The sequence below is a fragment of the Heyndrickxia sporothermodurans genome (genome assembly GCF_003055045.1).
Classification (GTDB): Bacteria; Bacillota; Bacilli; order Bacillales; family Bacillaceae_C; genus Heyndrickxia; species Heyndrickxia sporothermodurans.
Genome location: NZ_NAZB01000011.1, coordinates 169,608 through 195,211, shown reverse-complemented (window position 1 = coordinate 195,211; position 25,604 = coordinate 169,608). Strand labels below are relative to the sequence as shown.

The 25,604-nt window shown below is 37.4% G+C and carries 22 protein-coding genes; 19 read left to right on the top strand and 3 right to left on the bottom strand.

Translation table 11 applies throughout. The annotated features are described in order from the left end of the window. Window positions 1-87 precede the first annotated feature (87 nt). The 14 genes from ileS (at window position 88) to pyrE (ending at window position 16,570) form a co-directional block, all read left to right on the top strand. Window positions 88-2,856, top strand: a complete 2,769-nt coding sequence (gene ileS, locus B5V89_RS04785) for an isoleucine--tRNA ligase (RefSeq protein WP_108070686.1) — start codon at window positions 88-90, stop codon at window positions 2,854-2,856. Between the two features lie 126 nt (window positions 2,857-2,982). Beyond that, the gene (locus B5V89_RS04780; RefSeq protein ID WP_107920584.1) at window positions 2,983-3,270 is read left to right on the top strand and encodes a TraR/DksA family transcriptional regulator; all 288 of its coding nucleotides are present in this window, start codon (window positions 2,983-2,985) and stop codon (window positions 3,268-3,270) included. Window positions 3,271-3,361: 91 nt separating this feature from the next. After that, entirely contained in the window at window positions 3,362-3,847 is a 486-nt protein-coding gene (gene lspA / locus B5V89_RS04775; RefSeq protein ID WP_066230114.1) for a signal peptidase II, read from the top strand. Continuing rightward, window positions 3,819-4,724, top strand: coding sequence for an RluA family pseudouridine synthase (locus B5V89_RS04770; protein ID WP_107920585.1), 906 nt, complete (start codon window positions 3,819-3,821; stop codon window positions 4,722-4,724). The genes lspA and B5V89_RS04770 overlap by 29 nt, the downstream gene beginning before the upstream one ends. Window positions 4,725-4,902: 178 nt before the next feature. Continuing rightward, complete coding sequence (gene pyrR, locus B5V89_RS04765; protein WP_107920586.1) at window positions 4,903-5,445, top strand: bifunctional pyr operon transcriptional regulator/uracil phosphoribosyltransferase PyrR; 543 nt, start codon at window positions 4,903-4,905, stop codon at window positions 5,443-5,445. Between the two features lie 168 nt (window positions 5,446-5,613). Beyond that, a complete protein-coding gene (locus tag B5V89_RS04760) occupies window positions 5,614-6,939 on the top strand; it encodes a solute carrier family 23 protein (RefSeq protein WP_108070684.1) in 1,326 nt (441 codons plus the stop codon). 129 nt (window positions 6,940-7,068) lie between these two features. Next, window positions 7,069-7,983 carry an aspartate carbamoyltransferase catalytic subunit gene (locus B5V89_RS04755; protein WP_066230123.1) on the top strand — a complete coding sequence of 305 codons (915 nt, stop codon included), beginning with the start codon at window positions 7,069-7,071 and terminating at the stop codon, window positions 7,981-7,983. Further along, window positions 7,967-9,253 carry a dihydroorotase gene (locus tag B5V89_RS04750; protein ID WP_107920588.1) on the top strand — a complete coding sequence of 429 codons (1,287 nt, stop codon included), beginning with the start codon at window positions 7,967-7,969 and terminating at the stop codon, window positions 9,251-9,253. The genes B5V89_RS04755 and B5V89_RS04750 overlap by 17 nt, the downstream gene beginning before the upstream one ends. Then, a complete protein-coding gene (locus B5V89_RS04745; protein WP_066230127.1) occupies window positions 9,250-10,341 on the top strand; it encodes a carbamoyl phosphate synthase small subunit in 1,092 nt (363 codons plus the stop codon). Before B5V89_RS04750 ends, B5V89_RS04745 begins: the two co-directional genes overlap by 4 nt. Further along, window positions 10,334-13,546, top strand: a complete 3,213-nt coding sequence (carB, locus tag B5V89_RS04740) for a carbamoyl-phosphate synthase large subunit (protein ID WP_108070682.1) — start codon at window positions 10,334-10,336, stop codon at window positions 13,544-13,546. Before B5V89_RS04745 ends, carB begins: the two co-directional genes overlap by 8 nt. Further along, window positions 13,543-14,319 (top strand): dihydroorotate dehydrogenase electron transfer subunit, encoded by a 777-nt coding sequence (locus B5V89_RS04735; protein ID WP_107920589.1) that lies wholly within the window; start codon window positions 13,543-13,545, stop codon window positions 14,317-14,319. Before carB ends, B5V89_RS04735 begins: the two co-directional genes overlap by 4 nt. After that, a complete protein-coding gene (locus B5V89_RS04730) occupies window positions 14,316-15,236 on the top strand; it encodes a dihydroorotate dehydrogenase (RefSeq protein ID WP_107920590.1) in 921 nt (306 codons plus the stop codon). Before B5V89_RS04735 ends, B5V89_RS04730 begins: the two co-directional genes overlap by 4 nt. After that, complete coding sequence (gene pyrF / locus B5V89_RS04725) at window positions 15,229-15,948, top strand: orotidine-5'-phosphate decarboxylase (protein WP_066230139.1); 720 nt, start codon at window positions 15,229-15,231, stop codon at window positions 15,946-15,948. The genes B5V89_RS04730 and pyrF overlap by 8 nt, the downstream gene beginning before the upstream one ends. After that, a complete protein-coding gene (gene pyrE, locus B5V89_RS04720; protein ID WP_244913440.1) occupies window positions 15,941-16,570 on the top strand; it encodes an orotate phosphoribosyltransferase in 630 nt (209 codons plus the stop codon). Before pyrF ends, pyrE begins: the two co-directional genes overlap by 8 nt. Window positions 16,571-16,649: 79 nt before the next feature. Here the strand turns inward: pyrE and B5V89_RS04715 are convergent, their stop codons facing one another. Both B5V89_RS04715 and B5V89_RS04710 read right to left on the bottom strand, forming a co-directional pair. Next, window positions 16,650-17,033, bottom strand: a complete 384-nt coding sequence (locus B5V89_RS04715) for a VOC family protein (RefSeq protein ID WP_108070679.1) — start codon at window positions 17,031-17,033, stop codon at window positions 16,650-16,652. 90 nt (window positions 17,034-17,123) lie between these two features. Next, window positions 17,124-17,402, bottom strand: coding sequence for an ArsR/SmtB family transcription factor (locus B5V89_RS04710; RefSeq protein ID WP_108070736.1), 279 nt, complete (start codon window positions 17,400-17,402; stop codon window positions 17,124-17,126). Between the two features lie 264 nt (window positions 17,403-17,666). On the opposite strand from B5V89_RS04710, the gene B5V89_RS04705 reads away from it, so the two are divergent. The 5 genes from B5V89_RS04705 (at window position 17,667) to B5V89_RS04685 (ending at window position 23,673) form a co-directional block, all read left to right on the top strand. Then, window positions 17,667-19,037 carry an amino acid permease gene (locus B5V89_RS04705; RefSeq protein ID WP_108070677.1) on the top strand — a complete coding sequence of 457 codons (1,371 nt, stop codon included), beginning with the start codon at window positions 17,667-17,669 and terminating at the stop codon, window positions 19,035-19,037. A gap of 204 nt (window positions 19,038-19,241) precedes the next feature. Further along, entirely contained in the window at window positions 19,242-19,496 is a 255-nt protein-coding gene (locus tag B5V89_RS04700) for a hypothetical protein (RefSeq protein WP_244913439.1), read from the top strand. 98 nt (window positions 19,497-19,594) lie between these two features. After that, entirely contained in the window at window positions 19,595-20,872 is a 1,278-nt protein-coding gene (gene bcbE, locus B5V89_RS04695) for a bacillibactin exporter BcbE (RefSeq protein WP_066230154.1), read from the top strand. A 344-nt stretch (window positions 20,873-21,216) separates the two neighbouring features. Then, the gene (locus B5V89_RS04690; RefSeq protein ID WP_066230157.1) at window positions 21,217-22,425 is read left to right on the top strand and encodes a hypothetical protein; all 1,209 of its coding nucleotides are present in this window, start codon (window positions 21,217-21,219) and stop codon (window positions 22,423-22,425) included. An 18-nt stretch (window positions 22,426-22,443) separates the two neighbouring features. Then, the gene (locus tag B5V89_RS04685; RefSeq protein ID WP_066230159.1) at window positions 22,444-23,673 is read left to right on the top strand and encodes a Zn-dependent hydrolase; all 1,230 of its coding nucleotides are present in this window, start codon (window positions 22,444-22,446) and stop codon (window positions 23,671-23,673) included. A 143-nt stretch (window positions 23,674-23,816) separates the two neighbouring features. Here B5V89_RS04685 and B5V89_RS04680 read toward each other — a convergent pair whose 3' ends face one another. Next, window positions 23,817-25,523 carry an Rqc2 family fibronectin-binding protein gene (locus tag B5V89_RS04680; RefSeq protein ID WP_108070675.1) on the bottom strand — a complete coding sequence of 569 codons (1,707 nt, stop codon included), beginning with the start codon at window positions 25,521-25,523 and terminating at the stop codon, window positions 23,817-23,819. Window positions 25,524-25,604 lie beyond the last annotated feature (81 nt).

The window sequence follows — 25,604 nt, the reverse complement described above, 5'->3', positions numbered from 1 at the left end:
TTATTTGTATGGCACCTTAGTTAATTGTCAATAAATAGAGGAAATCATTAAACTTGTAACGGAGTCAAATAATTAGGAGGAAAAGACATGGATTATAAAGATACGCTATTAATGCCAAAAACAGAATTTCCGATGCGTGGAAATCTCCCAAAAAGAGAACCAGAAATCCAAGCAAAATGGGAAGAAATGAATATTTATCAAAAAGTTCAAGACAAAACTAAAGGCAGACCGCTTTTTGTTCTTCACGATGGACCACCATATGCCAATGGAGATCTTCATATGGGTCATGCATTAAATAAAACATTAAAAGACTTTATCGTCCGCTACAAATCAATGACCGGCTATCAAGCTCCATATGTTCCTGGCTGGGACACACATGGTCTTCCAATTGAACAGGCGTTAACGAATAAAGGTGTAAAAAGAAAAGAAATGACAATCGCAGAATTCCGGCAATTATGTGCTGAATATGCATATCAGCAAGTAGATAATCAACGGACAGCATTTAAACGTTTAGGTGTTCGTGGTGATTGGGAAAATCCATATTTAACATTAAAACCTGAATATGAGGCACAACAAATTAAAGTTTTCGGAGAAATGGCGAAGAAAGGCTATATTTATAAAGGACTGAAACCAGTTTACTGGTCTCCGTCAAGCGAATCGGCTTTAGCGGAAGCGGAAATAGAATACCAAGATAAACGTTCAGCTTCTATTTATGTAGCATTTGAAGTAAAAGATGGAAAAGGTGTATTAGATAATGAAACAAAAATTATCATTTGGACAACAACACCTTGGACAATTCCCGCTAACCTTGGAATTACCGTTCATCCGGAACTAAAATATGTAGTTGTAAATGTAGCAAATGAAAAATATTTAGTTGCTGAAGCGCTTCTTGAAGAAGTATCCGAAGTTTTAGAATGGAATTCACCACAAATTGTTAAAACGGTTCTCGGTAAAGAATTAGAATATATTTTAGCGAAACATCCATTCTATGATCGTGATTCATTAGTTATGTTAGGCGAACATGTTACGACAGATTCCGGTACGGGTTGTGTTCATACTGCGCCCGGACATGGGGAAGATGACTTTCTTGTAGGGAAAAAATATGGTTTGGACGTTTTATGTCCTGTTGATGATAAAGGTGTCATGACGGCAGAGGCACCTGGATTTGAAGGGCTATTTTACGATAAAGCAAATAAACCAATCTCCGAAAAGTTAGAAGAAGTCGGTGCGCTATTAAAATTAAGCTTTATTACCCATTCTTATCCACATGACTGGAGAACGAAAAAACCGGTAATTTTCCGGGCAACGGCACAATGGTTTGCTTCAATTGATAAATTCCGTCCTGCATTATTGGAAGCTATCAAAGAAGTAAAATGGGTTCCATCATGGGGAGAAACCCGACTGTTTAATATGGTTCGTGATCGTGGTGATTGGTGTATTTCTAGACAGCGTGCATGGGGTGTACCAATTCCTGTATTCTATGCGGAAAATGGTGAACCAATTATTACAGACGAAACAATTGAACATGTTTCAGAACTTTTCCGTGAACATGGTTCAAATGTTTGGTTTGAAAAAGAAGTAAATGAATTATTACCTGATGGCTTCACTCACCCGGGAAGTCCAAATGGTAAATTTACGAAAGAAAATGACATTATGGATGTATGGTTTGATTCGGGATCTTCTCATCAGGCAGTATTATATGAGCGTGATGACTTACAACGCCCTGCAGATTTATATTTAGAAGGTTCCGACCAATATCGTGGCTGGTTCAACTCTTCATTAACAACTGCTGTAGCTGTGACGGGGAAAGCACCGTATAAAGGGGTGTTAAGCCACGGGTTCGCACTTGATGGTGAAGGACGTAAAATGAGTAAGTCTTTAGGAAATGTAATTTTACCAGGAAAAGTAATCAATCAATTAGGGGCAGATATTATCCGTTTATGGGTTGCTTCTGTTGATTATCAGGCGGATGTTCGTGTCTCTGATGCCATTTTGAAACAAGTATCAGAAGTTTATCGCAAAATTCGTAACACATTCCGTTTCTTATTAGGGAATTTATCCGATTTTGATCCTTCTTCAGATAAAATTGCTTACGAAGATTTACGTGAAGTTGATCAATATATGCTAGTGAAATTGAATGATTTAATTAAACATGCACATGATGCATACGAAAACTATGAATTTTCAAGTATTTATCATGCGGTCAATAACTTCTGTACATTAGATTTAAGTTCATTCTATTTAGATTTTGCAAAAGATGTTTTATATATCGAAGCAAAAGACAATTTTGAACGACGTGCAATGCAAACTGTATTATATGATTGTTTAACAGCGTTAACGAAACTCTTATCACCAATCTTGCCTCACACAGCTGATGAAGTATGGGCATATATTCCTGGTACGGCAGAAGAAAGCGTCCAATTAACAGATATGCCGGAATTCAGTGACTTACCAAATGCAAATGAGCTGAAAAGCAAATGGGGAGAATTTTTAAAACTTCGTAATGACGTTTTAAAAGCTTTAGAAGAGGCACGTAATGAAAAAGTAATTGGAAAATCATTAACTGCAAAAATTACTTTATTTGTAAATGAAAAAACAAAACAATTATTAGATTCCATTTCAGAAAACATGAACCAATTATTTATTGTTTCTGGATTTGAAATTGCCGGTTCTGTTGAAGATGCGCCAGAACAAGCACTGAAGCTTGAACATGCCGCTATTTTGGTTGAAAAAGCGGATGGTGAAACTTGCGAGCGCTGCTGGGTTGTTACCCCTGATGTTGGGAAAGTTGAAGAACATCCAACATTGTGTCCTAGATGTGCTGCTGTTGTTAAAGAATCTTATTATAACGCATAAAGATAAAACCCTCGGAGGTAATTCTTCGAGGGTTTTCTATTTTCTGTAACTTTATGAAAGAGTTACTCGATAAATAATTAAAAAATAAGGGTAAGCTAACATCAACCTATGAAGGAGGGAATATCAATGTACCTTAATGATGAACATCAACATTTATTTCATTTACTTCATGATCTAAAAGTAGAATTAAATTCTTACGAAACGAATGATGACTTAATTAAAGAGTTGATTAATGATGAATTAAAGGACATTAATACCGCCCTATCAAAATGGAATGAAGGTAATTATGGAAAATGTGAACGAAATGGCGAACCGATTCCGAAAGAATGGCTTGAAACAATACCTACATTAAAAACCTCTGACGAATGGAAACAATTATGGTCCTTTGGAAAAATTACAATCCCTTTTAGCTAATGACAAATAAGCTTTTCTAAGTCCCCCGTTTTATGCTACAATGCAAAGGAAGCAAAGCTTTTTTAACGAAAAAGATACGGGGGTTTCCTTTGTGATATATTACATAATTTCTTTATTTGTTATAGCTTTAGACCAATTAACAAAAATTCTAGTTGAGAAAAACATGGAAATTGGAGAAAGAATTCCTGTAATCGAAAATGTTTTTTCAATTACATCCCATCGGAATCAAGGTGCCGCATGGGGAATTTTACAAGGCCAGATGTGGTTATTTTATTTAATCACGATTATTGTGGTTGGGGGAATTATTTATTACATTCAAAAACATGCAAAAGGAAAACCTTTATTAGGGATTAGTTTGGCTTTTATGCTGGGCGGTGCAATTGGAAACTTTATTGATCGACTTTTCCGAAAAGAAGTTATTGACTTTCTTTATGCGGAAATTATCGATTTTCCTATTTTTAATATCGCGGATGCAGCATTAACGATCGGGGTTGTTCTGCTTCTCATACAAATGTTGAGAGAAGAACGACAATCAAAGGAGAAAACTTATGGAAAAAATGGAACACATCATTCTTGAGAGTGAAAATAATGAAAGGATCGACAAAGTTATTTCTGCTCTAAATGAAGAATGGTCCCGTTCGCAAGTACAGCAATGGCTTAAAGAAGGTCATGTAACTGTAAACGGAAAAAACGTTAAAGCAAATTATAAATGTATGATTAATGATCAACTAGTAATAGAAATCCCTGAGCCAGAAGAATTAGATGTAGAGGCTGAAGACATGAATCTTGATATTTATTATGAAGATGGAGATGTTTTAGTTGTTAATAAACCAAAAGGAATGGTAGTACATCCTGCCCCAGGTCATACATCAGGTACGTTAGTAAATGGTTTAATGGCACATTGTACTGATCTTTCCGGCATTAATGGTGTAATGAGACCTGGGATTGTCCATCGGATTGATAAAGATACTTCCGGATTATTAATGGTTGCCAAAAATGATTTCTCCCACGAGCGTCTAGTAAACCAATTGGTTGATAAATCCGTAACAAGAAAATATTTTGCAATCGTCCATGGAAATATTCCACATGATTATGGAACGATAGATGCTCCAATTGGCAGGGATCCAGTTGATCGTCAAAGAATGACAGTTGTAGATAGTGGTAAACATGCAGTAACGCATTTTCGCGTACTCGATCGTTTTAACGATTTTACATTTGTAGAATGTCAATTAGAAACAGGACGCACCCACCAAATTCGCGTCCATATGAAATATATTGGATTTCCACTTGCGGGTGATCCTAAGTACGGTCCAAGGAAAACATTGTCAATTAATGGTCAAGCACTGCATGCAGGTGTGTTGGGATTTGTCCATCCACGTACCGAAAAATACATGGAATTCGAAGCACCATTGCCTGAAGATTTTCTTCAATTGATCCAGTCCCTTAAAAAATAGTTGACAGACAGGCAAACTAATAGTATTCTAAATATAATTTAATAAGCCCCTTTAATACAGTCCTGTGAGGCTGAGAAGGAAACGGATATAGCGAATTTAAGCTATTAATAGTTAGACATGCATTCGTCAACCCTCTCTCCTCTAGGTGAGAGGGTTTTTTATCTGAGAGGTGAAAAAAATGTCTCAAAAAGCAGTTGTTCTAGATCAACAAGCTATTCGAAGAGCTCTTACCCGTATTGCTCATGAAATAATCGAGAGAAATAAAGGTATTGAAAATTGCATTCTCGTAGGAATTAAAACCCGTGGGATTCATATAGCTAAGCGATTAGCCGAAAGGATTGGGCAAATTGAAGGGGAATCGATACAAGTTGGGGTTTTGGATATTACTTTGTATCGTGATGATTTAACGGAAAAGACCGAGAATGCGGTACCAGAAGTAAAAGGTTCACATATTCCAACTGATATAAATAATAAGAAGGTTATATTAGTGGATGATGTATTATACACAGGTCGAACGGTTCGCGCAGGAATGGATGCGTTGATGGATATTGGAAGACCTTCGCAAATTCAATTAGCCGTACTAGTAGACCGGGGACATCGAGAACTGCCTATCCGTGCAGATTTTATCGGAAAAAATATTCCTACATCCAGTTCAGAGCGAATTGTTGTTGCACTTAATGAAGTGGATGAATTGGATCAAGTAAGTATTTATGAAAATTAAATACATCCTTTTAAAAGCAGTCCAGAGAGGCTGACAAAGGTGGATATCTATTATTGGATTTTGTGATATTCAATGATGGACTAACCTCTTTGTGGCTTCTTGCTATAAAGAGGTTTTTTTGTATGAGAACCGTTGTTAGGTACATCTTAAGAAAAAGGAGATTAAATAATGGGAAAAAATGCAGAAATCATACTAGACATCAATGAAAAACCAAATACATCCCAATGGATTAGCCTAAGCATCCAACATTTGTTTGCGATGTTTGGATCAACGGTTTTAGTTCCGCTACTCGTGCATTTAAGTCCTGCAGTAGCACTTGCTTCGAGTGGATTAGGAACACTTGCCTATATACTTATCACAAGAGGAAAGGTTCCTGCTTACCTAGGTTCATCTTTTGCTTTCATTGCTCCACTAATAAGTGCAAAGGCATTAGGTGGTCCGGGAGCTGCCATGCTGGGAACCTTTTTTGCCGGAATCATTTACGGACTTGTTGCTTTACTAATAAATAAACTAGGATATAGATGGTTAATGAGACTTTTGCCACCGATCGTTGTAGCACCAGTAATAATCGTTATCGGTCTAGGACTTGCTGGAACGGCAGTAGGAATGGCAATGTACGAAAATCCAGGTGCACCTCAAGCAGATCTAATTTATAGTACAAAACATATCGTTGTCGCCCTCTGCACAATTGCAATCATCATTATTAGTTCAACATTTTTTAAAGGGTTTTTTCAACTAATCCCAGTACTCATAGGAATAATTGGAGGCTATATTATCTCTGTATTTGCCGGATTAGTAGATTTTTCAGGTGTCATTGAAGCGAAGTGGTTTGCATTACCAGATTTTGTTTTCCCTTTCATATCATATGAACCGACATTCTCTTGGCAAGTTGTGATGCTAATGGTACCTGTTGCCATTGTAACTTTATCTGAACATATTGGACACCAAATCGTATTGAGTAAAGTTGTAAACCGTGACTTAGTTGCGGATCCTGGTCTAGATAGTTCCCTGTTAGGTGATGGAGTTTCAATCGTTATCGCATCGCTAATTGGTGGCCCGCCAACAACTACTTACGGAGAAAATATCGGAGTCCTGGCAATCACTCGAGCATATAGCGTATACGTAATTGGCGGTGCCGGTGTTCTTGCGTTAGCTTTCAGTTTCATTGGAAAAATTAGTGCCCTATTGAGTTCCATCCCAACAGCTGTAATGGGTGGCGTATCTATCGTATTATTTGGAATTATTGCTGCAAGCGGTCTAAGAATGCTTGTTGAGCATAAAATCGATTTTGCAGATAATCGTAATCTACTCATTTCTTCCGTCATCCTAGTTGTAGGAATAGGGGGAGCATTCATTAGATTTACTGAAGGATTTGAGCTATCAGGAATGGCATTAGCTGCAATATTAGGTGTGATTCTAAACCTTGTCTTGCCTGGCAGACCGACAGAGGATTCAGAATTGGATCTGTTTAGTGAAATTGAAAATGAGTATTAACATATCACCTTTTAAGTGAAGTCCAGAGAGACTTACAAGGGTGTTTCATTCAATGTGTACATGAAGTTACACATTAAAAAAACGCCCTAATTTAAGATAGGGCGTTTTTTTTAAAAGGAGGAATTTACTTTGTGTCATTTATTAACAATGGCGGATTTAACAAATGCAGATATTAATGAAATTTTGCTAGAAGCTCAAATGTTTAAGGACGGCAGTACATGGTCATCGCCTAAAAAAATGTATGCAGCAAATTTATTTTTTGAACCAAGCACAAGAACGAAATGCAGTTTTGAAATGGCGGAAAGAAAGTTAGGGTTAGAAGTCATTCCGTTTGAAACTAGTACGTCTAGCTTGCAAAAAGGTGAGACATTGTACGATACAGTAAAAACACTAGAATCGATTGGTGTAAACCTAGCAGTTATACGGCATAATCAGGATCATTATTATAAGGAATTAGTACCAAAAATAAATATTCCGATTATTAATGGAGGGGATGGTTGTGGTCAGCACCCAACCCAATCATTACTAGATTTATTCACCATTAAACAAGAATTCGGTGGTTTCAGTGGCTTAAATATTACGATAATAGGCGATATCTCACATAGTCGAGTAGCCCGTTCAAATATGGAAGCTTTAACAAAACTAGGGGCAAATGTAGTGTTTTCGGGCCCACCTGAATGGTTTGACCACACATTTTCACTAGGAAACTATGTACCTATTAATCAAGCGATCGAACAGGCAGATGTTGTCATGCTTCTCAGAATTCAACATGAAAGACATCAAGGACAATCTACTTATACAGCAAAACAATACCATGAACAATATGGCTTAACGGTGGAACGCGAAAGCAGAATGAAAAACGGAAGTATTATCATGCATCCTGCACCAATCAATAGAAATGTTGAGATTGCTGATGAACTAGTTGAGAGCAAAAAATCGAGAATTTTTAAGCAAATGGCAAATGGCGTTTATATTCGTATGGCTGTCATTAAACGAGCATTAGAAAATTCAGTTAGGGGTTGTTTACATGAATTACATTATTAAAAACGGAAAAATTTTAGCAGGAAATGGAAAACAAATGCAGGCTGATATTCGTATTCATAACGGTGTAATCAAAGAAATTGGAGAACAGTTAGAAATATATGATGAAACGATTTTTGATGCAAATGGCAGTTTACTAACACCAGGATTTATCGATTTACATATTCACTTAAGGGAGCCGGGTGGTGAGCATAAAGAAACGATAGAAACAGGAACAATGGCTGCGGCTAAAGGTGGGTTTACTACCGTTGCATGCATGCCTAATACGAAGCCGGTTCCGGATACACCTGAACAAATGCAATGGTTGATGAACCGGATTGAAGAAACAGCCCATGTAAAGGTATTACCATATGCAGCAATTACAAAAGGTCAGTTAGGGGAAGAACTGACAAATTTTGCAGGATTAAAGGAAAATGGTGCATTCGCTTTTACTGATGATGGCGTAGGAGTACAAACAGCAAGTACGATGTTTGAGGCAATGAAACGAGCGGCTGCACTTAATATGGCAGTTGTTGCACACTGTGAAGATAATTCACTAATTTATGGCGGAGCAGTACATGAGGGAGATTTTTCTAAAAAGCATGACATTCCAGGAATTCCTTCTGTTTGTGAGTCCGTTCATATTGCAAGAGATATTCTCCTTGCAGAAGCTGCCGGGTGTCACTATCATGTTTGCCACATAAGCACAAAAGAATCCGTTCGCCTCGTCCGCGATGCTAAAAGAGCGGGAATTCATGTCACGGCGGAAGTCACGCCACATCACTTACTCTTATGTGACGAAGATATTCCAAGTCTTGATACAAATTATAAAATGAATCCGCCATTAAGAGGAAAGGAAGACCGCGAAGCACTTCTTGAAGGGCTATTAGACGGAACAATCGATTTCATTGCGACCGACCATGCGCCACACACAAGTGAAGAAAAAAGTAAAGGAATGAGCAGCGCTCCATTTGGAATTGTCGGTTTAGAAACGGCATTTCCACTACTATACACTCATTTCGTTGAAACAGGGATATTTACTTTAAATCAATTAGTTGATTGGCTAACGATTGCTCCAGCTAAGGCTTTTCAATTGTCATCCGGACGATTGGAAGTAGGAGCAGCCGCAGACATTGCGTTAATCAATTTAGAAAAAGAGATGGCCATCAATCCTTTAGAGTTTGAATCGAAAGGAAAAAATACACCTTTTACAGGATGGCATTGTAAAGGTTGGCCTGTTGCAACATTTGTAGACGGCGAATTGAAATGGAATGAAGGAGGTGCTGGAAAATGAAACGACAATTAATTTTAGAAGATGGAACAGTCATGATTGGAAAGGCATTTGGTAGTGAGATTGAAATGGTGGGTGAAATTGTTTTTACAACAGGGATGACTGGCTATCAAGAAACAATAACAGATCCATCATTTTGCGGCCAAATCGTTACACTAACTTATCCGCTTATCGGTAACTACGGAATTAATCGTGATGATTATGAGTCCATTCAACCATCAATTAAAGGGTTAATCGTGAAGGAAGCAGCTGAGTTTCCATCAAACTGGCGGAATGATATGAGTTTATCCGAATTTTTAAAACTTAAAAATATTCCAGGTATCTCTGGAATTGACACGAGAAAATTAACCCGGATCATACGTCAATATGGAACATTAAAAGGTGCCATTTGTCATATTTCTGCTAATCCAGCTGAAGTGATAAACCAATTAAAAAATCAAGAATTCCCTACTAATCAAGTTGAACAAGTATCGACCCAAAAAGCTTATCCTAGTCCTGGGCGTGGGCATCATGTCGTGTTAGTTGACTTCGGATCAAAACATGGGATATTAAGAGAACTTAATAAACGAGATTGTGATGTAACGGTCGTACCATATAATACAAGTTCAGCTGAAATTTTAGCATTAAAGCCGGATGGTGTTATGTTGTCTAATGGACCTGGTGATCCGAAAGATGTTCCTCAGGCAATCAAGATGATAAAAGAGTTAATAGGGAAGCTACCAATCTTCGGCATTTGTTTAGGACATCAATTATTTGCATTAGCATGTGGAGCTGATACGTATAAATTAAAATTCGGTCATCGCGGGGCAAATCATCCAGTAAAAGATTTACACACTGGAAAAGTATTTTTCACATCACAAAACCATGGATATGCGGTGAACGAAGAATCAATCCAAACAACACAATTACGTGTCACTCAAATAAATTTAAATGATCAAACAATTGAAGGACTTGAGCACCAAGTTCATCCGGTGTTTACTGTACAGTATCATCCAGAAGCATCACCTGGACCTGAAGATACGAATTTCTTATTTGATCAATTTTTATCACGAATCGAAGAATGGAAAGGAACGGTGAAACAACATGCCTAAACGTAAAGACATTAAAAGTATCTTAGTAATCGGTTCAGGACCGATTATTATCGGCCAAGCGGCTGAATTTGACTATGCAGGTACACAAGCATGCTTAGCACTTAAGGAAGAAGGTTACCGTGTTATTCTTGTAAACTCTAACCCTGCAACGATTATGACAGATACTGAAATTGCAGATGTTGTATACATCGAGCCTTTAACATTAGAATTCATCAGTAGAATTATTCGTAAGGAAAAGCCTGATGCCATTTTGCCTACATTAGGTGGACAGACAGGGTTAAACATGGCAATGGAATTAGCACAAGCGGGCATACTCGAGGAATGCAATGTGGAAGTGTTAGGAACAAAATTATCTGCCATTAAGCAAGCAGAGGATCGTGATGAGTTTCGCAGCTTGATGAAAGACTTAAATGAACCTGTACCTGAAAGTGATATTATTCATTCTCTAGATGAAGCATTCGAATTTGTGAAACATATTGGCTACCCAGTAATCGTCCGACCTGCATACACATTAGGTGGTACAGGCGGAGGCATTTGTGAAAACGATGAGGAATTAAAAGAAATCGTCACAAGCGGGTTAAATAACAGTCCAGTTCACCAATGTCTCTTAGAAAAAAGCATTGCAGGTTATAAAGAAATTGAATATGAAGTGATGCGTGATACGAATGATAATGCAATTGTTGTATGTAATATGGAAAATATCGATCCAGTAGGAATCCATACAGGTGACTCAATAGTTGTCGCTCCAAGCCAAACATTAAGTGATCGAGAATACCATTTACTTAGAAATGTTTCATTAAAAATCATTCGTGCACTAGGAATCGAAGGTGGCTGCAATGTGCAGTTAGCGCTTGATCCATATAGCTTTAATTACTATATCATTGAAGTAAACCCACGAGTTAGTCGCTCATCTGCTCTCGCTTCGAAAGCAACTGGCTACCCAATTGCAAAGCTAGCCGCAAAAATTGCAGTGGGATTAACTTTAGACGAGATGATAAACCCTGTAACAGGAAAAACATATGCATGTTTTGAACCGGCATTAGATTATATTGTTACGAAAATCCCTCGCTGGCCGTTTGATAAATTCGAATCAGCTAATCGTAGACTAGGAACACAAATGAAAGCAACAGGGGAAGTAATGGCAATAGGAAGAAGCTTCGAGGAATCATTATTAAAAGCAGTTCGTTCTCTAGAAAGCAATACGTATCATCTTGAACTGGCTGATGCAGATCAAATTAGTGATGAACTGATTGAAAAGAGAATTCGAAAAGCTGGCGATGAACGAATCTTTTACTTAAGTGAAGCACTTCGCAGAGGTGTGACAATCGAAACGATTCACGAATGGAGTCAAATAGACCTATTCTTCCTATATAAAATACAAAAAATTATCCACTTTGAAAAAGAATTAATCAATAAACCATTTGACAAAGAAACAGCTAAACAAGCAAAGGAATATGGATTTTCCGATCATAAGCTTGCGAGACTTTGGAATTCAGATGAGAAAACTGTTTACGAATGGAGAAAGCAACATCATTTAATCCCTGTTTATAAAAGGGTTGATACATGTGCGGCAGAATTCGAATCGGAAACACCGTATTTTTATGGTACGTATGAAGAAGAAAATGAATCGATCGTAACAGATAAAAAAAGTGTCGTTGTCTTAGGTTCTGGTCCGATCCGCATCGGGCAAGGTGTCGAGTTTGATTATGCAACTGTCCATTCCGTTTGGGCGATTCAAGAGGCAGGGTATGAGGCAATCATTATTAATAGTAATCCAGAAACGGTTTCAACCGATTTTAGTATCTCAGATAAACTATATTTTGAACCGCTAACAATTGAAGATGTAATGCATATAATCGACCTTGAAAAGCCTGAAGGGGTAGTCGTCCAGTTTGGTGGCCAAACAGCCATTAACCTTGCATCACAACTTGTGGAAAGAGGTGTCAAAATTCTCGGAACATCGTTAGAAAGCCTTGATCGTGCCGAAAATCGCGATAAATTTGAGCAAGCGTTGGAACAATTGAATATCCGTCAACCACTTGGAAAAACAGCCTTTTCAGTTGAACAAGCGGTAACAATAGCTAATGATATCGGTTATCCTGTGCTAGTTCGCCCTTCCTATGTATTAGGAGGCAGAGCTATGGAAATCGTTTATCACGAGCAAGAATTATATCAATATATGGAAAATGCTGTTCAAGTAAATCCGAACCATCCAGTATTAATTGATCGCTATTTAATTGGAAAAGAAATCGAAGTAGATGCCATTTCTGATGGAGAAGACATATTAATTCCGGGAATTATGGAACATATTGAACGTGCGGGTGTTCACTCTGGAGATTCAATCGCCGTGTATCCAACACAAAGTATTTCAGAGAGCATGAAGGAAAAAATCGTAGAATACACAACGAAACTAGCAAAAGGACTTGATATAATTGGGTTATTAAATATCCAATACGTCATATCAAATGATCAACTATACGTGATTGAGGTAAACCCACGTTCAAGTCGAACAGTACCGTTTTTAAGTAAAATTACGAATGTTCCAATGGCGAATCTAGCAACGAAAGTGATATTAGGGCAAAGCTTAAAAGAATTAGGCTACGGAACAGGACTAGTTAAGGAGAAGAAAGGTGTGTATGTGAAAGTACCAGTTTTCTCTTTTGCTAAGCTTCGAAGAGTCGATATTACATTAGGACCAGAAATGAAATCTACTGGCGAAGTAATGGGGAAAGATATGACATTGGAAAAGGCATTGTATAAAGGCCTAGTAGCTTCAGGTATGAAAATTCAAAACTATGGAACGGTACTGTTTACTGTTGCTGATAAGGATAAAGAGGAGGCAACCCAACTTGCTAAGCGATTCGACGCAATCGGCTTTACGCTTATGGCAACAAGTGGTACTGCCGGTAGCCTTCAAGCGACAGGATTAAAAGTGGATGTTGTTGATAAAATCGGCTCAGATGGCGTTACACTGCTGGATGTTATTAAAAACGGAAAAGTTCAAATTGTCATAAATACATTGACAAAAGGAAAGCAGCCTGAGCGTGATGGATTTAGAATTCGCCGTGAAGCAGTAGAAAATAATATTCCATGTTTAACATCATTAGATACGGCTGAGGCCATCTTAAGGGTGCTTGAATCAATGACGTTCTCGTCAGAAGCGATGCCAGCAAATCAGATCAAAAAAGATGTGGTAACGATATGATTAAGCAAGAGAAGATGAAAATAAGCTCTCAGAGGGAAATTGCTTCGCAAATATTTGAATTAAGCCTTGAAGGTGAGCTTGTTAATGAAATGAAGCAGCCGGGTCAATTTGTTCACCTACGAATTTCGAAATCTATCGAACCATTATTAAGAAGACCTATCAGTATAGCTGAAATTGATCACACCAACAAAAGATTTACTATGATTTATCGGGCTGATGGGAAAGGAACACGTATACTTTCACATAAAAAAGCCGGAGAAACGATTGATGTTCTTGGACCTTTAGGAAACGGCTTTCCGATCGAAAGAAAAAAAGGTGAGAAAGCGTTGTTAGTTGGCGGGGGAATTGGCGTTCCTCCACTCTATGAATTATCCAAGCAACTTGTCAAACAAGGTGTTGAGGTTTTCCATGTATTAGGTCATGAAACGGCTAGTAAAGTATTCTATATGGACGAATTTAGTAGATTAGGAAAAACATATGTGGCAACGGTAGATGGTTCATTAGGGACAAAAGGCTTTGTTACGGATGTATTGGAGCAAGAAGATCTCTCCTTTGACTGTCTTTATTCATGTGGACCAATGCCGATGTTAAAAGCGTTGGAAAATAAGTACCCAGCAATTGAAGGATATATTTCATTAGAAAAAAGAATGGGTTGTGGAATTGGCGCATGTTTTGCATGTGTCTGTCATCTAGCAGATGATCCGTCTGGTACGAAATATCGCAAGGTTTGCAGTGATGGTCCGGTATTCAAAATTGGAGAGGTGATTATATGAGTCGCTTGAATATAGAATTACCAGGATTGTCGTTAAAAAACCCAATCATGCCCGCATCTGGATGCTTTGGCTTCGGGAAGGAATATAGTCAGTTCTACGATTTAAGTATCCTCGGTTCTATTATGATAAAGGCAACAACTTATGAGGCGAGATTTGGGAATCCTACACCACGTGTTGCCGAAACTCCTGCAGGAATGTTAAATGCGATTGGATTACAAAATCCAGGACTCCAATCAGTATTAGAAAATGAACTTCCATGGTTAGAACAATTTGATGTACCGATTATTGCGAATGTTGCTGGCTCTCAGACTGAGGATTATGTAGAAGTGGCGAAACAAATATCAAAAGCCCCAAATGTGAAAGCACTTGAGCTTAATATTTCATGTCCTAATGTGAAAACGGGTGGAATTGCTTTTGGAACAATTCCTGAAGTTGCTCATGATTTAACGAAACAAGTAAAGCAAGTTTCAGAAGTTCCTGTGTATGTGAAACTCTCCCCTAATGTTGCCAATATTGTTGATATGGCAAAAGCGGTAGAAGAAGCGGGGGCCGATGGACTAACAATGATTAATACGCTTCTCGGGATGAATATTGATATTCGCACAGGAAAGCCAATATTAGCAAACCGGACAGGTGGTCTATCTGGTCCGGCAATTAAACCGGTCGCAATCCGAATGATATATGAAGTTAGCCAACAAGTGTCAATACCAATTATCGGTATGGGCGGTATTCAATCTGTTGATGATATTATCGAATTCTTTTACGCAGGTGCTAGTGCAGTAGCAATAGGAACAGCAAACTTTATTGATCCATTTATTTGCCAAAAATTAATAAATGAATTACCAAATAAACTGGATGAATTAGGATTTTCACATATTTCGGAATTGATCGGAAGGAGCTGGGAAGATCATGATTAATACACCTATCATCGCATTAGATTTTTCTAATTATGATTCAACGATAGATTTTTTACGTGCGTTCGATTCAGAATCCCTTTATGTAAAGGTAGGAATGGAATTATTTTACCAAACAGGTCCAGAATTAATTGGAAAATTAAAGGAGTACGGTCATAAAATTTTTCTTGATCTGAAACTTCATGATATACCAAATACGGTTCATCATGCGATGAAGGGATTGGCACGTCTTGATATTGACATGGTAAATGTGCATGCAGCTGGTGGATCAAATATGATGAAAGCAGCTCTTACAGGACTCGAAGCAGGAACAGAAATTGGTAAAAAGCGTCCATTATTAATTGCTGTCACACAATTAACAAGCACTTCTGAAGAACAAATGAAAAATGAGCAGCTAATTGAACATTCAATTTTACATTCTGTTCTGCATTATGCCAAACTTACCTATCAATCAGGTTTAGATGGTGTTGTCTGTTCGGCAATTGAGGCAAGAGAAATTGAAAAGGTGACGAATAAAGAGTTTCTCCGCGTTACTCCTGGTATTCGCCTTGAGGAAGATTCTATCGATGATCAAAAACGAGTAGTTACCCCACAATCTGCTAGAAACATTGGTTCATCTGCGATTGTTGTTGGAAGAACTATCACAAAGTCGGCTGACCCACTGCAAACATATTTAAAGGTTAAACAATTATGGGAGGGAAATGGAAATGACTAATTCGAATTTAATTGCGGAACAACTTTTATCAATAGAAGCTGTATTTTTGAAACCTAACGATCCATTTACTTGGTCATCCGGAATTCTTTCACCAATTTACTGTGATAATCGACTTACCTTATCCTATCCTTCCCTTCGAAAAGAAATAGCCAAAGGATTAAGTGAATTGATTACTACTCATTTTCCAGATGTTGAAATCATCGCAGGTACGGCAACAGCAGGAATTCCTCATGCAGCATGGGTCAGTGACCAACTACAGCTTCCGATGTGTTATGTACGTTCAAAAGCGAAAGCACATGGAAAAGGAAATCAAATAGAGGGGAAAGTCTCTGAAGGTAAAAAAGTCGTCGTCGTGGAAGATTTAATCTCGACAGGTGGTAGTGTTATTACAGCTGTGGAAGCACTAAGAAGTGTCGGCTGTGAGGTATTAGGAGTCGTTTCTATTTTCACTTACGAACTTGCTAAGGGAAAAGAACAATTGAAGGAAGCGAAGATACCGGCATATTCATTAGCAACATATACAGAATTAATTGCTGTCGCACTTCAAAAAGGTGTGATAGTAGAGGAAGACCTTGAAACACTTAAAGAATGGCGGGAAAATCCAACAGATTGGAAAAAATAATCGGAAAAGACTGTCTCAACAATAAATGTACCCTTTATAGTAGGGTACATTTTCATTATGAGGACTCTTCGTCATAAAGTCACTGCTGGGCAATCTGAATAAGGTTGCCACATGTATCATCGAAGACAGCCAATGTGACGTCGCCCATTTCTGTCGGTTCAATAGTAAACTTCACTCCGTGTTTTATTAATCGGTTGTATTCTTCGCGAACATCTTCAACGCCAAACATTGTTGCTGGGATGCCTTGGGAAAATATCTTCTCTTGATATTCTTTGGCGGCCGGATTGTCATTCGGTTCGAGCAAAAGCTCGGTTCCGTCTTGACCATCGGGAGAAACAAGAGCTATCCATCTAAATTCTCCGACAGGAACGTCATGCTTTTTTATAAAGCCTAACGTTTCTGTATAAAACTTCAATGCCTTATCTTGATCTTGAACGAAGATACTGGTAACAATGATTTTCATAATGTTTGCCTCCTTTGATATTTGGTACTGTGATAATAATCTGGTTCCAAGCGGAAAAAACCATCCATTTGTCCGCACCTTTTTATAAAATTACTTTATCCATCCTTTCAGTAAATTTTTAAGTGGTTCGTTGTTGAAGATAAGTACTCGAAATTTTCCTTTTCGTTTTGATTTTACTAGACCTGCATTTTCCAATACAGAAAGATGTTTAGCAATCGCTTGTCGCGAAATAGAAAGGTCATGCTTCATAATGAGACGCGCAGTAAGTTCATACAACGTCATCTCGTTGCGTTCGGCAAGTTCGTCTAATATAATTCGCCGAGTTGAATCGCCAAGTGCTTTGAATATAGCGTCTTTGTCCCAATTCATATATTGAGTATAAGCAACTATACGGTTGCTTGTCAAGTATACGCAACTATAGAGTTGCCTGATAATAGATCCTATTATGCCAAATCAAAACGGGGAAAATCTACCCGTTATTATTTATGCACATGGTAGTGGATGGAGAGGTGGGGATAAAAAAGCGTTTCAGAGCCCCCGTTTGTTCAGCTTTTTAAGTTAATAAGGTAGGCAAGTACATAATAGAAATTTAGTCTGTTCATACTAATGTAGATTCTAAGGAGGGAATTATTAATGGAGATTCCTGAAAGTGTAGGGGGAAAAGGCGGTAAGGAGAAGGAAAAGAAATTAGCTTGGTGGCAGCTTTCCCTTATTGGGGTAGGATGTATTATTGGGACGGGATATTTCCTCGGTTCTGGAATTGGGATTAAGCTGACGGGAACCTCAATTCTTATTACCTTTTTGTTAGCTGGAGTTGGTACATATATTGTAATGGATGCCTTAACAAAAATGTCTGCTAAGGATCCTCAAAAAGGGTCGTTTCGTTCGTACGCTAAGAAAGCATTTGGTCCATGGGCGGGTTTCAGTAGCGGGTGGGTGTATTGGTTTTCGGAAATGTTAATAACCGGGAGTCAGCTAACTGCACTTTCAATTCTAACTCGTTTCTGGTTTCCTAACACTCCATTATGGTTATTTGCAACTGGATATGCGATTCTTGGAATCGTAGTGGTGATTATAGGAACAAAAGGCTTTGAACGGGCTCAAAATGTTTTTGCTATAATTAAAGTTGCTGCTATTTTTATGTTTATTATTTTAGCAATTGCTGTTCTCTTTGGATTATTTGGAGGACACCATCACGACTTTACGCTGCCGAAAACTCGAAAGGAATTCTTGCCGAATGGAATGAAGGGGTTATGGTCATCGTTGATTTTTGGATTTTATGCATTCGGTGGGATTGAAATTATGGGGATTATGGCGACAAGATTAAAGAAGAAAGAAGATGCGAAAAAGTCAGGGACCATTATGTTAATGATATTAACCCTCATATATTTCATCTCACTTATTTTAGCAACAGGTCTAGTAACCGCCAGTAAATTTAATTCAAAGGAGAGTCCCTTTGTTATTGCTCTTGATCAATACAATATTTCCTTTTTTCCACATTTATTTAATGGGGGAATTATTATCGCCGGTTTTTCAACGATGGCCGCTTCGTTATTTGCTGTGACAAGTATGGTTGTAACATTAGCAGAAGATGGTGATGCACCTAAAGTATTTGCTAAAAAGGGGAAATTAAAGGTCCCTCCATTTGCATTATGTCTCACCATTTGTGGTTTGATTGTTTCAATCATTCTTTCTCGTGTTATGCCGGATCGTGTATATGAATACATTACAACGGCTGCAGGATTAATGCTCTTATATAACTGGTTTTTTATTCTTATTTCTTTTCCAAGGCTTATTAAGGCTTCTGGTTTTGATCATGTAAAAAGATTTACAGGTATGGCTTTGATTTTGTTTGCAGTGAGCGGAACATTATTTCATAAGACAAGCAGGCTTGGATTTTTTGTCAGTCTCTTATTTGTTGCTCTTATTGTTGTAGTTGTGCTTATCATGCATTTTGTTAAGAGAAGGAAAAAAAGTGATAATTTATATCCACAAGGTATATAAAATAAGCTCCGCCTATTAATAAGGTGGAGCTCTACTTATGTACATGATATCCAAAATGAAGACCAAACCCTATTAAGGACTTATTCAACCACTTAAATAGTTCTATTCGTGAAATGAGATACCTACTTCTATTTTTTGTAAGAATAAATGAAGGTTTTAAGCGGATATTATACATACAAAAGTTCATTTTTAGGAGTGACATCAATGCCAATATATGTTTATCAAACATTTGAAATAAAGCAAGATAAATTTAAAGAAGGAATTGAAAATCTTAAAGCAATAAAAAAATTTAGGAATGAAAATTATAATCATCAGGTGGAATTATTAACTCCAATAACAGGAAATGATCATACATATGCACTTGTTTCTATTTATGATGGACTTGCCGAAATGGAATTACAAGATAAAAAGATGTTCGAGGATGAGAGCTATTTGGAGTTAATAGGTGAATTTTTTTAGAAAATATTATACAAGGGAGTATGAACACTAAGATTTACCGATCCGCACGGGAAATGAAAGAGAATAATAAATAACTATGATAAAAAGGCGTGTATCTGATGGATTATGTTGAAAATATTCAATCGATAAAATCAAAAAAAGGCTCAAAAAGTCGTTCGAAAAATAAATCGAATAATCAAAGATGGGCGGTATTATCAATATCCTCAATACCGCTTGTCATGACGCTTGGAAATTCGATGCTAATTCCGGTTCTTACGGTTATGGAGAACAAATTAGACATTTCTTCTTTTCAAAGCAGTTTTATTATTACGATTTACTCCATTGTTGCCATCATTCTTATCCCTATTGCGGGATTTTTATCAGATCATATAGGGAGAAAAAAGGTGATTATCCCAAGCTTGATCATTACAGGGATTGGAGGACTCATTGCTGCATGGGCGGGGTGGAAAATGGAGCATCCCTATTGGATGATTTTAATCGGACGTGCTTTACAAGGGGCAGGGGCTGCGGGAGCTTTCCCAATTGTGATGCCGCTTATTGGCGACATGTTTAAGACAGACGAAGAAGTAAGCAGCTCATTAGGACTAATTGAAACGTCTAATACACTTGGAAAAGTTTTGAGCCCGATTTTAGGGGCATTTTTAGCGGGATTTTATTGGTTTATTCCCTTTTTTTCAATCCCTGTTTTTTGTTTAATTTCAATTTTACTTATGTTATTTCTAGTGAAAACTCCAAATAAAAGACAAGAACCGATTCCTTTTAAGAAATTTATTGCTAGCGTAAAAGAAACATTTAAAAATAATTCAAGATGGCTGTATTCTATATTTATGATAGGGATTATCTTAATGTTTGTATTATTTTCCGTTTTATTTTACTTATCTGATACTTTGGAGAAAGTTTATCATATTAAAAATATAAAAAAGGGGCTTCTGCTTGCCATCCCATTAGCAGCTCTTTGCTTAGCTTCTTATACTACTGGGAAATTAATAAAAGAAAACAAAGTTTTAATGAAATGGGTCACGTTTATAGGGATAATTTTATTGGTTATATCGATAGCAGTGCTAGGTTTTTCGAAGACAATGTGGTTTATGTTGATGCTATTTACAATAGGCGGAATTGGTATAGGAGTAAGTTTACCGTGCCTTGATGCCTTTATAACTTCAGGAATTAAAAAACAAGAATGTGGGACGGTTTCCTCGATATATAGCTCGATGCGTTTTATCGGTGTAGCTGCAGGCCCGCCAGTTATGGCTATTTTAATGAAAAGTGCTGAAAATTCATGGTTTTACATGCTTAGTGGTTTGAGCTTAATTGCCGCGATTGCGACTTTTTTTGCGATTAAACCTGAAGCTGAACAAGGGGCTGATGGTCATTAGTCCAACAGAAAAAGAAAAGGTAATAAATTGTTATCCAACTTAAGAAGTTTTCAAAGAGAGATTATTGCTATTCCGCCCGTAAGTAGTAACAGTTAAAACCTCTATTCATTTTGAGTTTGACTAGTTTCCAGTTCTACTGAAAAACGATAAAAGGCACCTTTCCTCGGAGGAAGGTGCTTTTTACGTTAAATGAATATTTGCTGCATCTATTATTTTGAAAGCGGTTGCACGAAAATTATTAATAATTAGAATTGACGGAAAAGTATAATTATATTATTGTATTAATATTATTTATTCCTTCGTTATGCGAATAAATACAACATCATAGAAAGAAGGTAAACTTTATGCCGCAAATGCTAGCTTTAGTCATTGTCGTTTTTATTCTTTTAATTGGAGACTGGGTGGCGGTACGAACCAAAGCCTGGGTGCCATCAATCTTTATTTCAGCAATTCTATTTCTTATCGGATATTGGACATTCTTTCCAAAGGAAATCGTTTCAATTGCTGGTATACCGTCGGTAGTTGCAACGATGCTGATGTACCTCCTAATTACAAATATGGGAACATTGCTGTCCCTAGAAGAATTGAAACAACAATGGAAGACTATTATTATTGCCCTTTCAGGGATATTAGGGATTATCGTCCTGTTGTTGGGGATTGGAACCTTTATTTATGGATTTAAAACAGTTGTTGTCGGTATTCCGCCACTGGTAGGTGGTATCGTGTCCGCTTTGATCATGTCAGAAGGGGCAAAGGAAGCAGGTCTCGCTTCTCTATCGGTATTTGCTATCGTCATTTACGTTATGCAGGGATTTGCCGGATACCCTCTTACTTCAATCATGTTAAAAAAAGAAGGGAAAAAACTACTTGACCAGTATCGCAAGGGTGAAATAGCCGTGAAGGCGCAAGCTCATTCGGCGGCTGAAACTGCAGCTTCCCTAGAATCTGCAATGTCGACAGAGCTTAAACTTTTTAAAAAACTTCCGGAAAAATATAACACAGAGTACTTTAAGTTTTTTAGACTTGCTTTGGTTGCTTTACTTGCCTATATTGTTTCCACTCTATTGGCACCTGTTATATCAATTAGCCCGTTTGTTCTGTGCTTACTGTTTGGGATAATTGGAAAAAGCATTGGTTTTCTCGAGAAGCAGACGTTACAAAAAGCAAATGCGTTCGGTTTTGCCATTATGGGACTTATGTTATTTATATTCGATGGGTTAAAACAGGCGACACCAAGCATGATGTTGGAAATTATTTATCCACTCGTAGGTACAATTGTGATTGGAGTAATCGGGATGTACATTTTCTCATTTGTCGCAGGTAAGATCTTTAACGTAAGCAAGGAAATGGCATTTGCGATATCCTTAACTGCCCTATATGGGTTTCCAGCTGACTACATTATCACGAATGAAGTAATTAAATCATTAACAAAAGATGAGAAAGAAAAAGAGGTGCTGACAAGTCACATGCTACCGCCAATGCTGGTCGGCGGGTTTATCACCGTTACTATTGTATCAGTTATACTTGCAGGCATCTTTGTCAAATTCTTATAAATAAAAGAGGCGATTTAAATGAAGAATCTTCAAGCACGAATTGAAGAACATATTAACACATTAGGTCAATTTACAGCTACACCTGGAAATGGGACAACACGGCTTACTTATAGTAAAGAGGACAGGCAGGCACGGGACTATCTGATTGAAAAAATGAAGGAATACGGATTAACGGTTCATGAAGATGGATTGGGTAATATTTTCGGAAAGCTCGATGGTACACTAAAGAATGCGCCAAGTGTTCTCATTGGCTCCCATTTTGATTCTGTTCCAAATGGAGGTTCTTATGACGGACCTGCAGGTGTAGTGGCAGGTCTTGAAGTAGCTGCACTTTTTGCTGAAAATCAAATTAAACCTAAATACCCGCTAGAGGTGATTGCATTAATTGAGGAAGAAGGAGCACGATTTGGCGGAGGTTTAATGGGTTCAAGAGGGATTACCGGTTTGCTGAGTGAAGAAGATTTCAAGAAGTTAAAAGATAAAGATGGGATTACTACAATAGAAGCAATGGAAAAAATCGGATTGGATCCATTACTTCCTAAAAAAAGAGATCCTAAAACAATCAAGGCCTTCCTAGAGTTGCACATCGAACAGGGACCGATTCTTGAGGAAAAAAATATTCCGATTGGTGTAGTGGAGACAATTGTCGGTCTGACTCAATTTGAAGTCACTGTTGAAGGACAGGCCGGACATGCGGGCACCACACCGATGGATCGACGATCGGATGCACTTGTAACTGCTGCTAAAATGATTGCTCAATTTCCTGACCTCGCCATCGAAGAAGGGGAAGGAACCGTCATTACAACGGGGCAATTGAATGTTTTTCCAAACGGTGCCAACGTCATCCCGAAAAAGTGCGTTTTTACAGTTGATATACGGTCTGGTAAGGAAGAACATATCCAAAATGTCATTCGGAAACTGAACGAATTAATAGAGTCATATAACACAAATGATATTCGAGTTTTGGCAGAGCAGCAATTATATATGCGGCCGAAAGCCATGAATCAAGAGATTGTCGCTCAATTAAAAGAAATCAGCAGTAAGTTAGAGTTGCCTTACTGTTCAATTAACAGCGGTGCAGGCCATGATGCCATGGTTTTTTCTGACTTTACGGATGTCGGGATGCTATTCATTCCAAGTAAACATGGTCTGAGCCATTGTCCGGAGGAGTGGTCGGACTCCCGACATATCGCAAATGCCGTTCAAATATTTTTTGAAACAGCAAAGAAATTAACGGGAACAGAATAACCATGATTAAATGAAAAACTAACACGGTTTAACAAAATAGCGATGAATGAATAAAGATGATCTCTGTTCAAATTTAGAGATCATCTTTTAAAAATGTTTTATAAATGGTACACATTAAATAATGGTTAGAGTTTAACCATAAATTATTTTTTCATTTCTAACACTTTGTCCGCATCAGGTGTTACATATATAGTTTGCTGTTGTTCGTAAATGACAAAACCAGGTTTTGCCCCGTTCGGTTTTTTTACATATCTTACCTTCGTATAATCAACAGGAACAGAGGAGGAATCTTTTGCTTTACTATAATAGGCAGCTAGATTTGCAGCTTCTACAATCGTTTCAGTACTTGGATTTTTACTGCGAATGACTACATGTGAACCGGGAATATCTTTTGTATGCAACCAAACGTCGTCCTTACCTGCCACTTTATTTGTTAAATAATCGTTTTGTTTATTGTTTTTCCCCACTAAAATTTCTGTTCCATCTGAAGCAGTATAGGTCTCAAGGGTTATTTTTTGTACCTTTGCTTTATTTCCACGTATTTGTTTAAGACGAATATACCCTTCTTCCGCTAGCTCCATTCGTATTTCTTCAATATCCTTTGGTGATGCGGATTCCATTTGCTGCAATAAGCTATCGAAATATTTCATTTCTTCCCGAGCTTTTTCGATTTGTTCTTGTACGATAACAAGAGCAGTTTTTGCCTTTTGATACTTTGAAAAATAACTTTGTGCATTTCCTGACGGAGTTTTTCTAGGATCCAAAAGTATTTTTACCATTCTAGCATTTTCATCATAGTAATTTATCACTTCTATTTCAGACATGCCTCTTTTAACTAAATGTAGATTTGCTGTTAATAATTCACCAAATAATTGATAACGATCTGCATTTTCTGCTTCCAATAATGTCGCTTTTAATTTTTCTATTTTCGTCTCATTTTTTTCTCTTTCATTTTTAATAAATCTTTCTAAATCATGACCTTGTTGTTTAACACGATCCCTTTCTGCCTTACCAAAATAAAATCGATCAAGCATTTCACTGATTGTACGATAGGATTTAGTTTCACCATTTAAATAAGTAATTGGTATGAAATAGAAGGCCTCTTTGTTGGCTGTTTGAATGATTGTTGGACAATTATTGTAAGTAGATATGTCTTTCATGACGTCCATCATTGCTTTTGGAATCGTTGTACGATTGACTAACCCTGCACGGTGAACAATTTCTTTTGCTAGAAGTGGTGAAAGTCCTGAAAAATTTTCAACCAATTGCTTATCCATTTTACCGCTATTAAAATCAAGTTTTCGTACGATCTCATCCTCTGTCAAATGAAGAGGATTTGTTTTATCCTGTTTCGGCGGGAAAACATATTCTTGACCTGGAAGAATAGTACGGTAACTATTGATGAATGATGGCACATGTTTAATGCTATCTATGATCATGTTTTTTTCTTTATCTACCAAGATGACATTACTATGACGGCCCATGATTTCCACGAATAACTGCTTATAAGAGATGTCACCGATTTCATTACGACCTTTAATTTCAAAGATCATCACGCGATCAAGACCCGCTTGATAAATATTTTCGATAAAATATCCTTCAAGATGTTTACGTAAGAGCATACAAAACATGGAAGGATCTTGTGGATTTTCATGTTGTTCGTTCGTTAATTGGATCCTTGCATAGCTTGGATGTGCAGAGATGAGTAGTTTATGATTTTTTCCGTTTGCACGAATAACGATAATTATTTCATTTTGGTATGGCTGGTGGATTTTATTTATCCTTCCTCCAACAAGTATTTCGGCAAGTTCTTTTGTCATTGCCCTAGTTAATAAGCCGTCAAAAGACATAATTCACATTCCCTTACTACAATATTTCTAATCATTATATCATTTTTTGGGACAGGGCTGAATAACTTGATATTAGGTGGA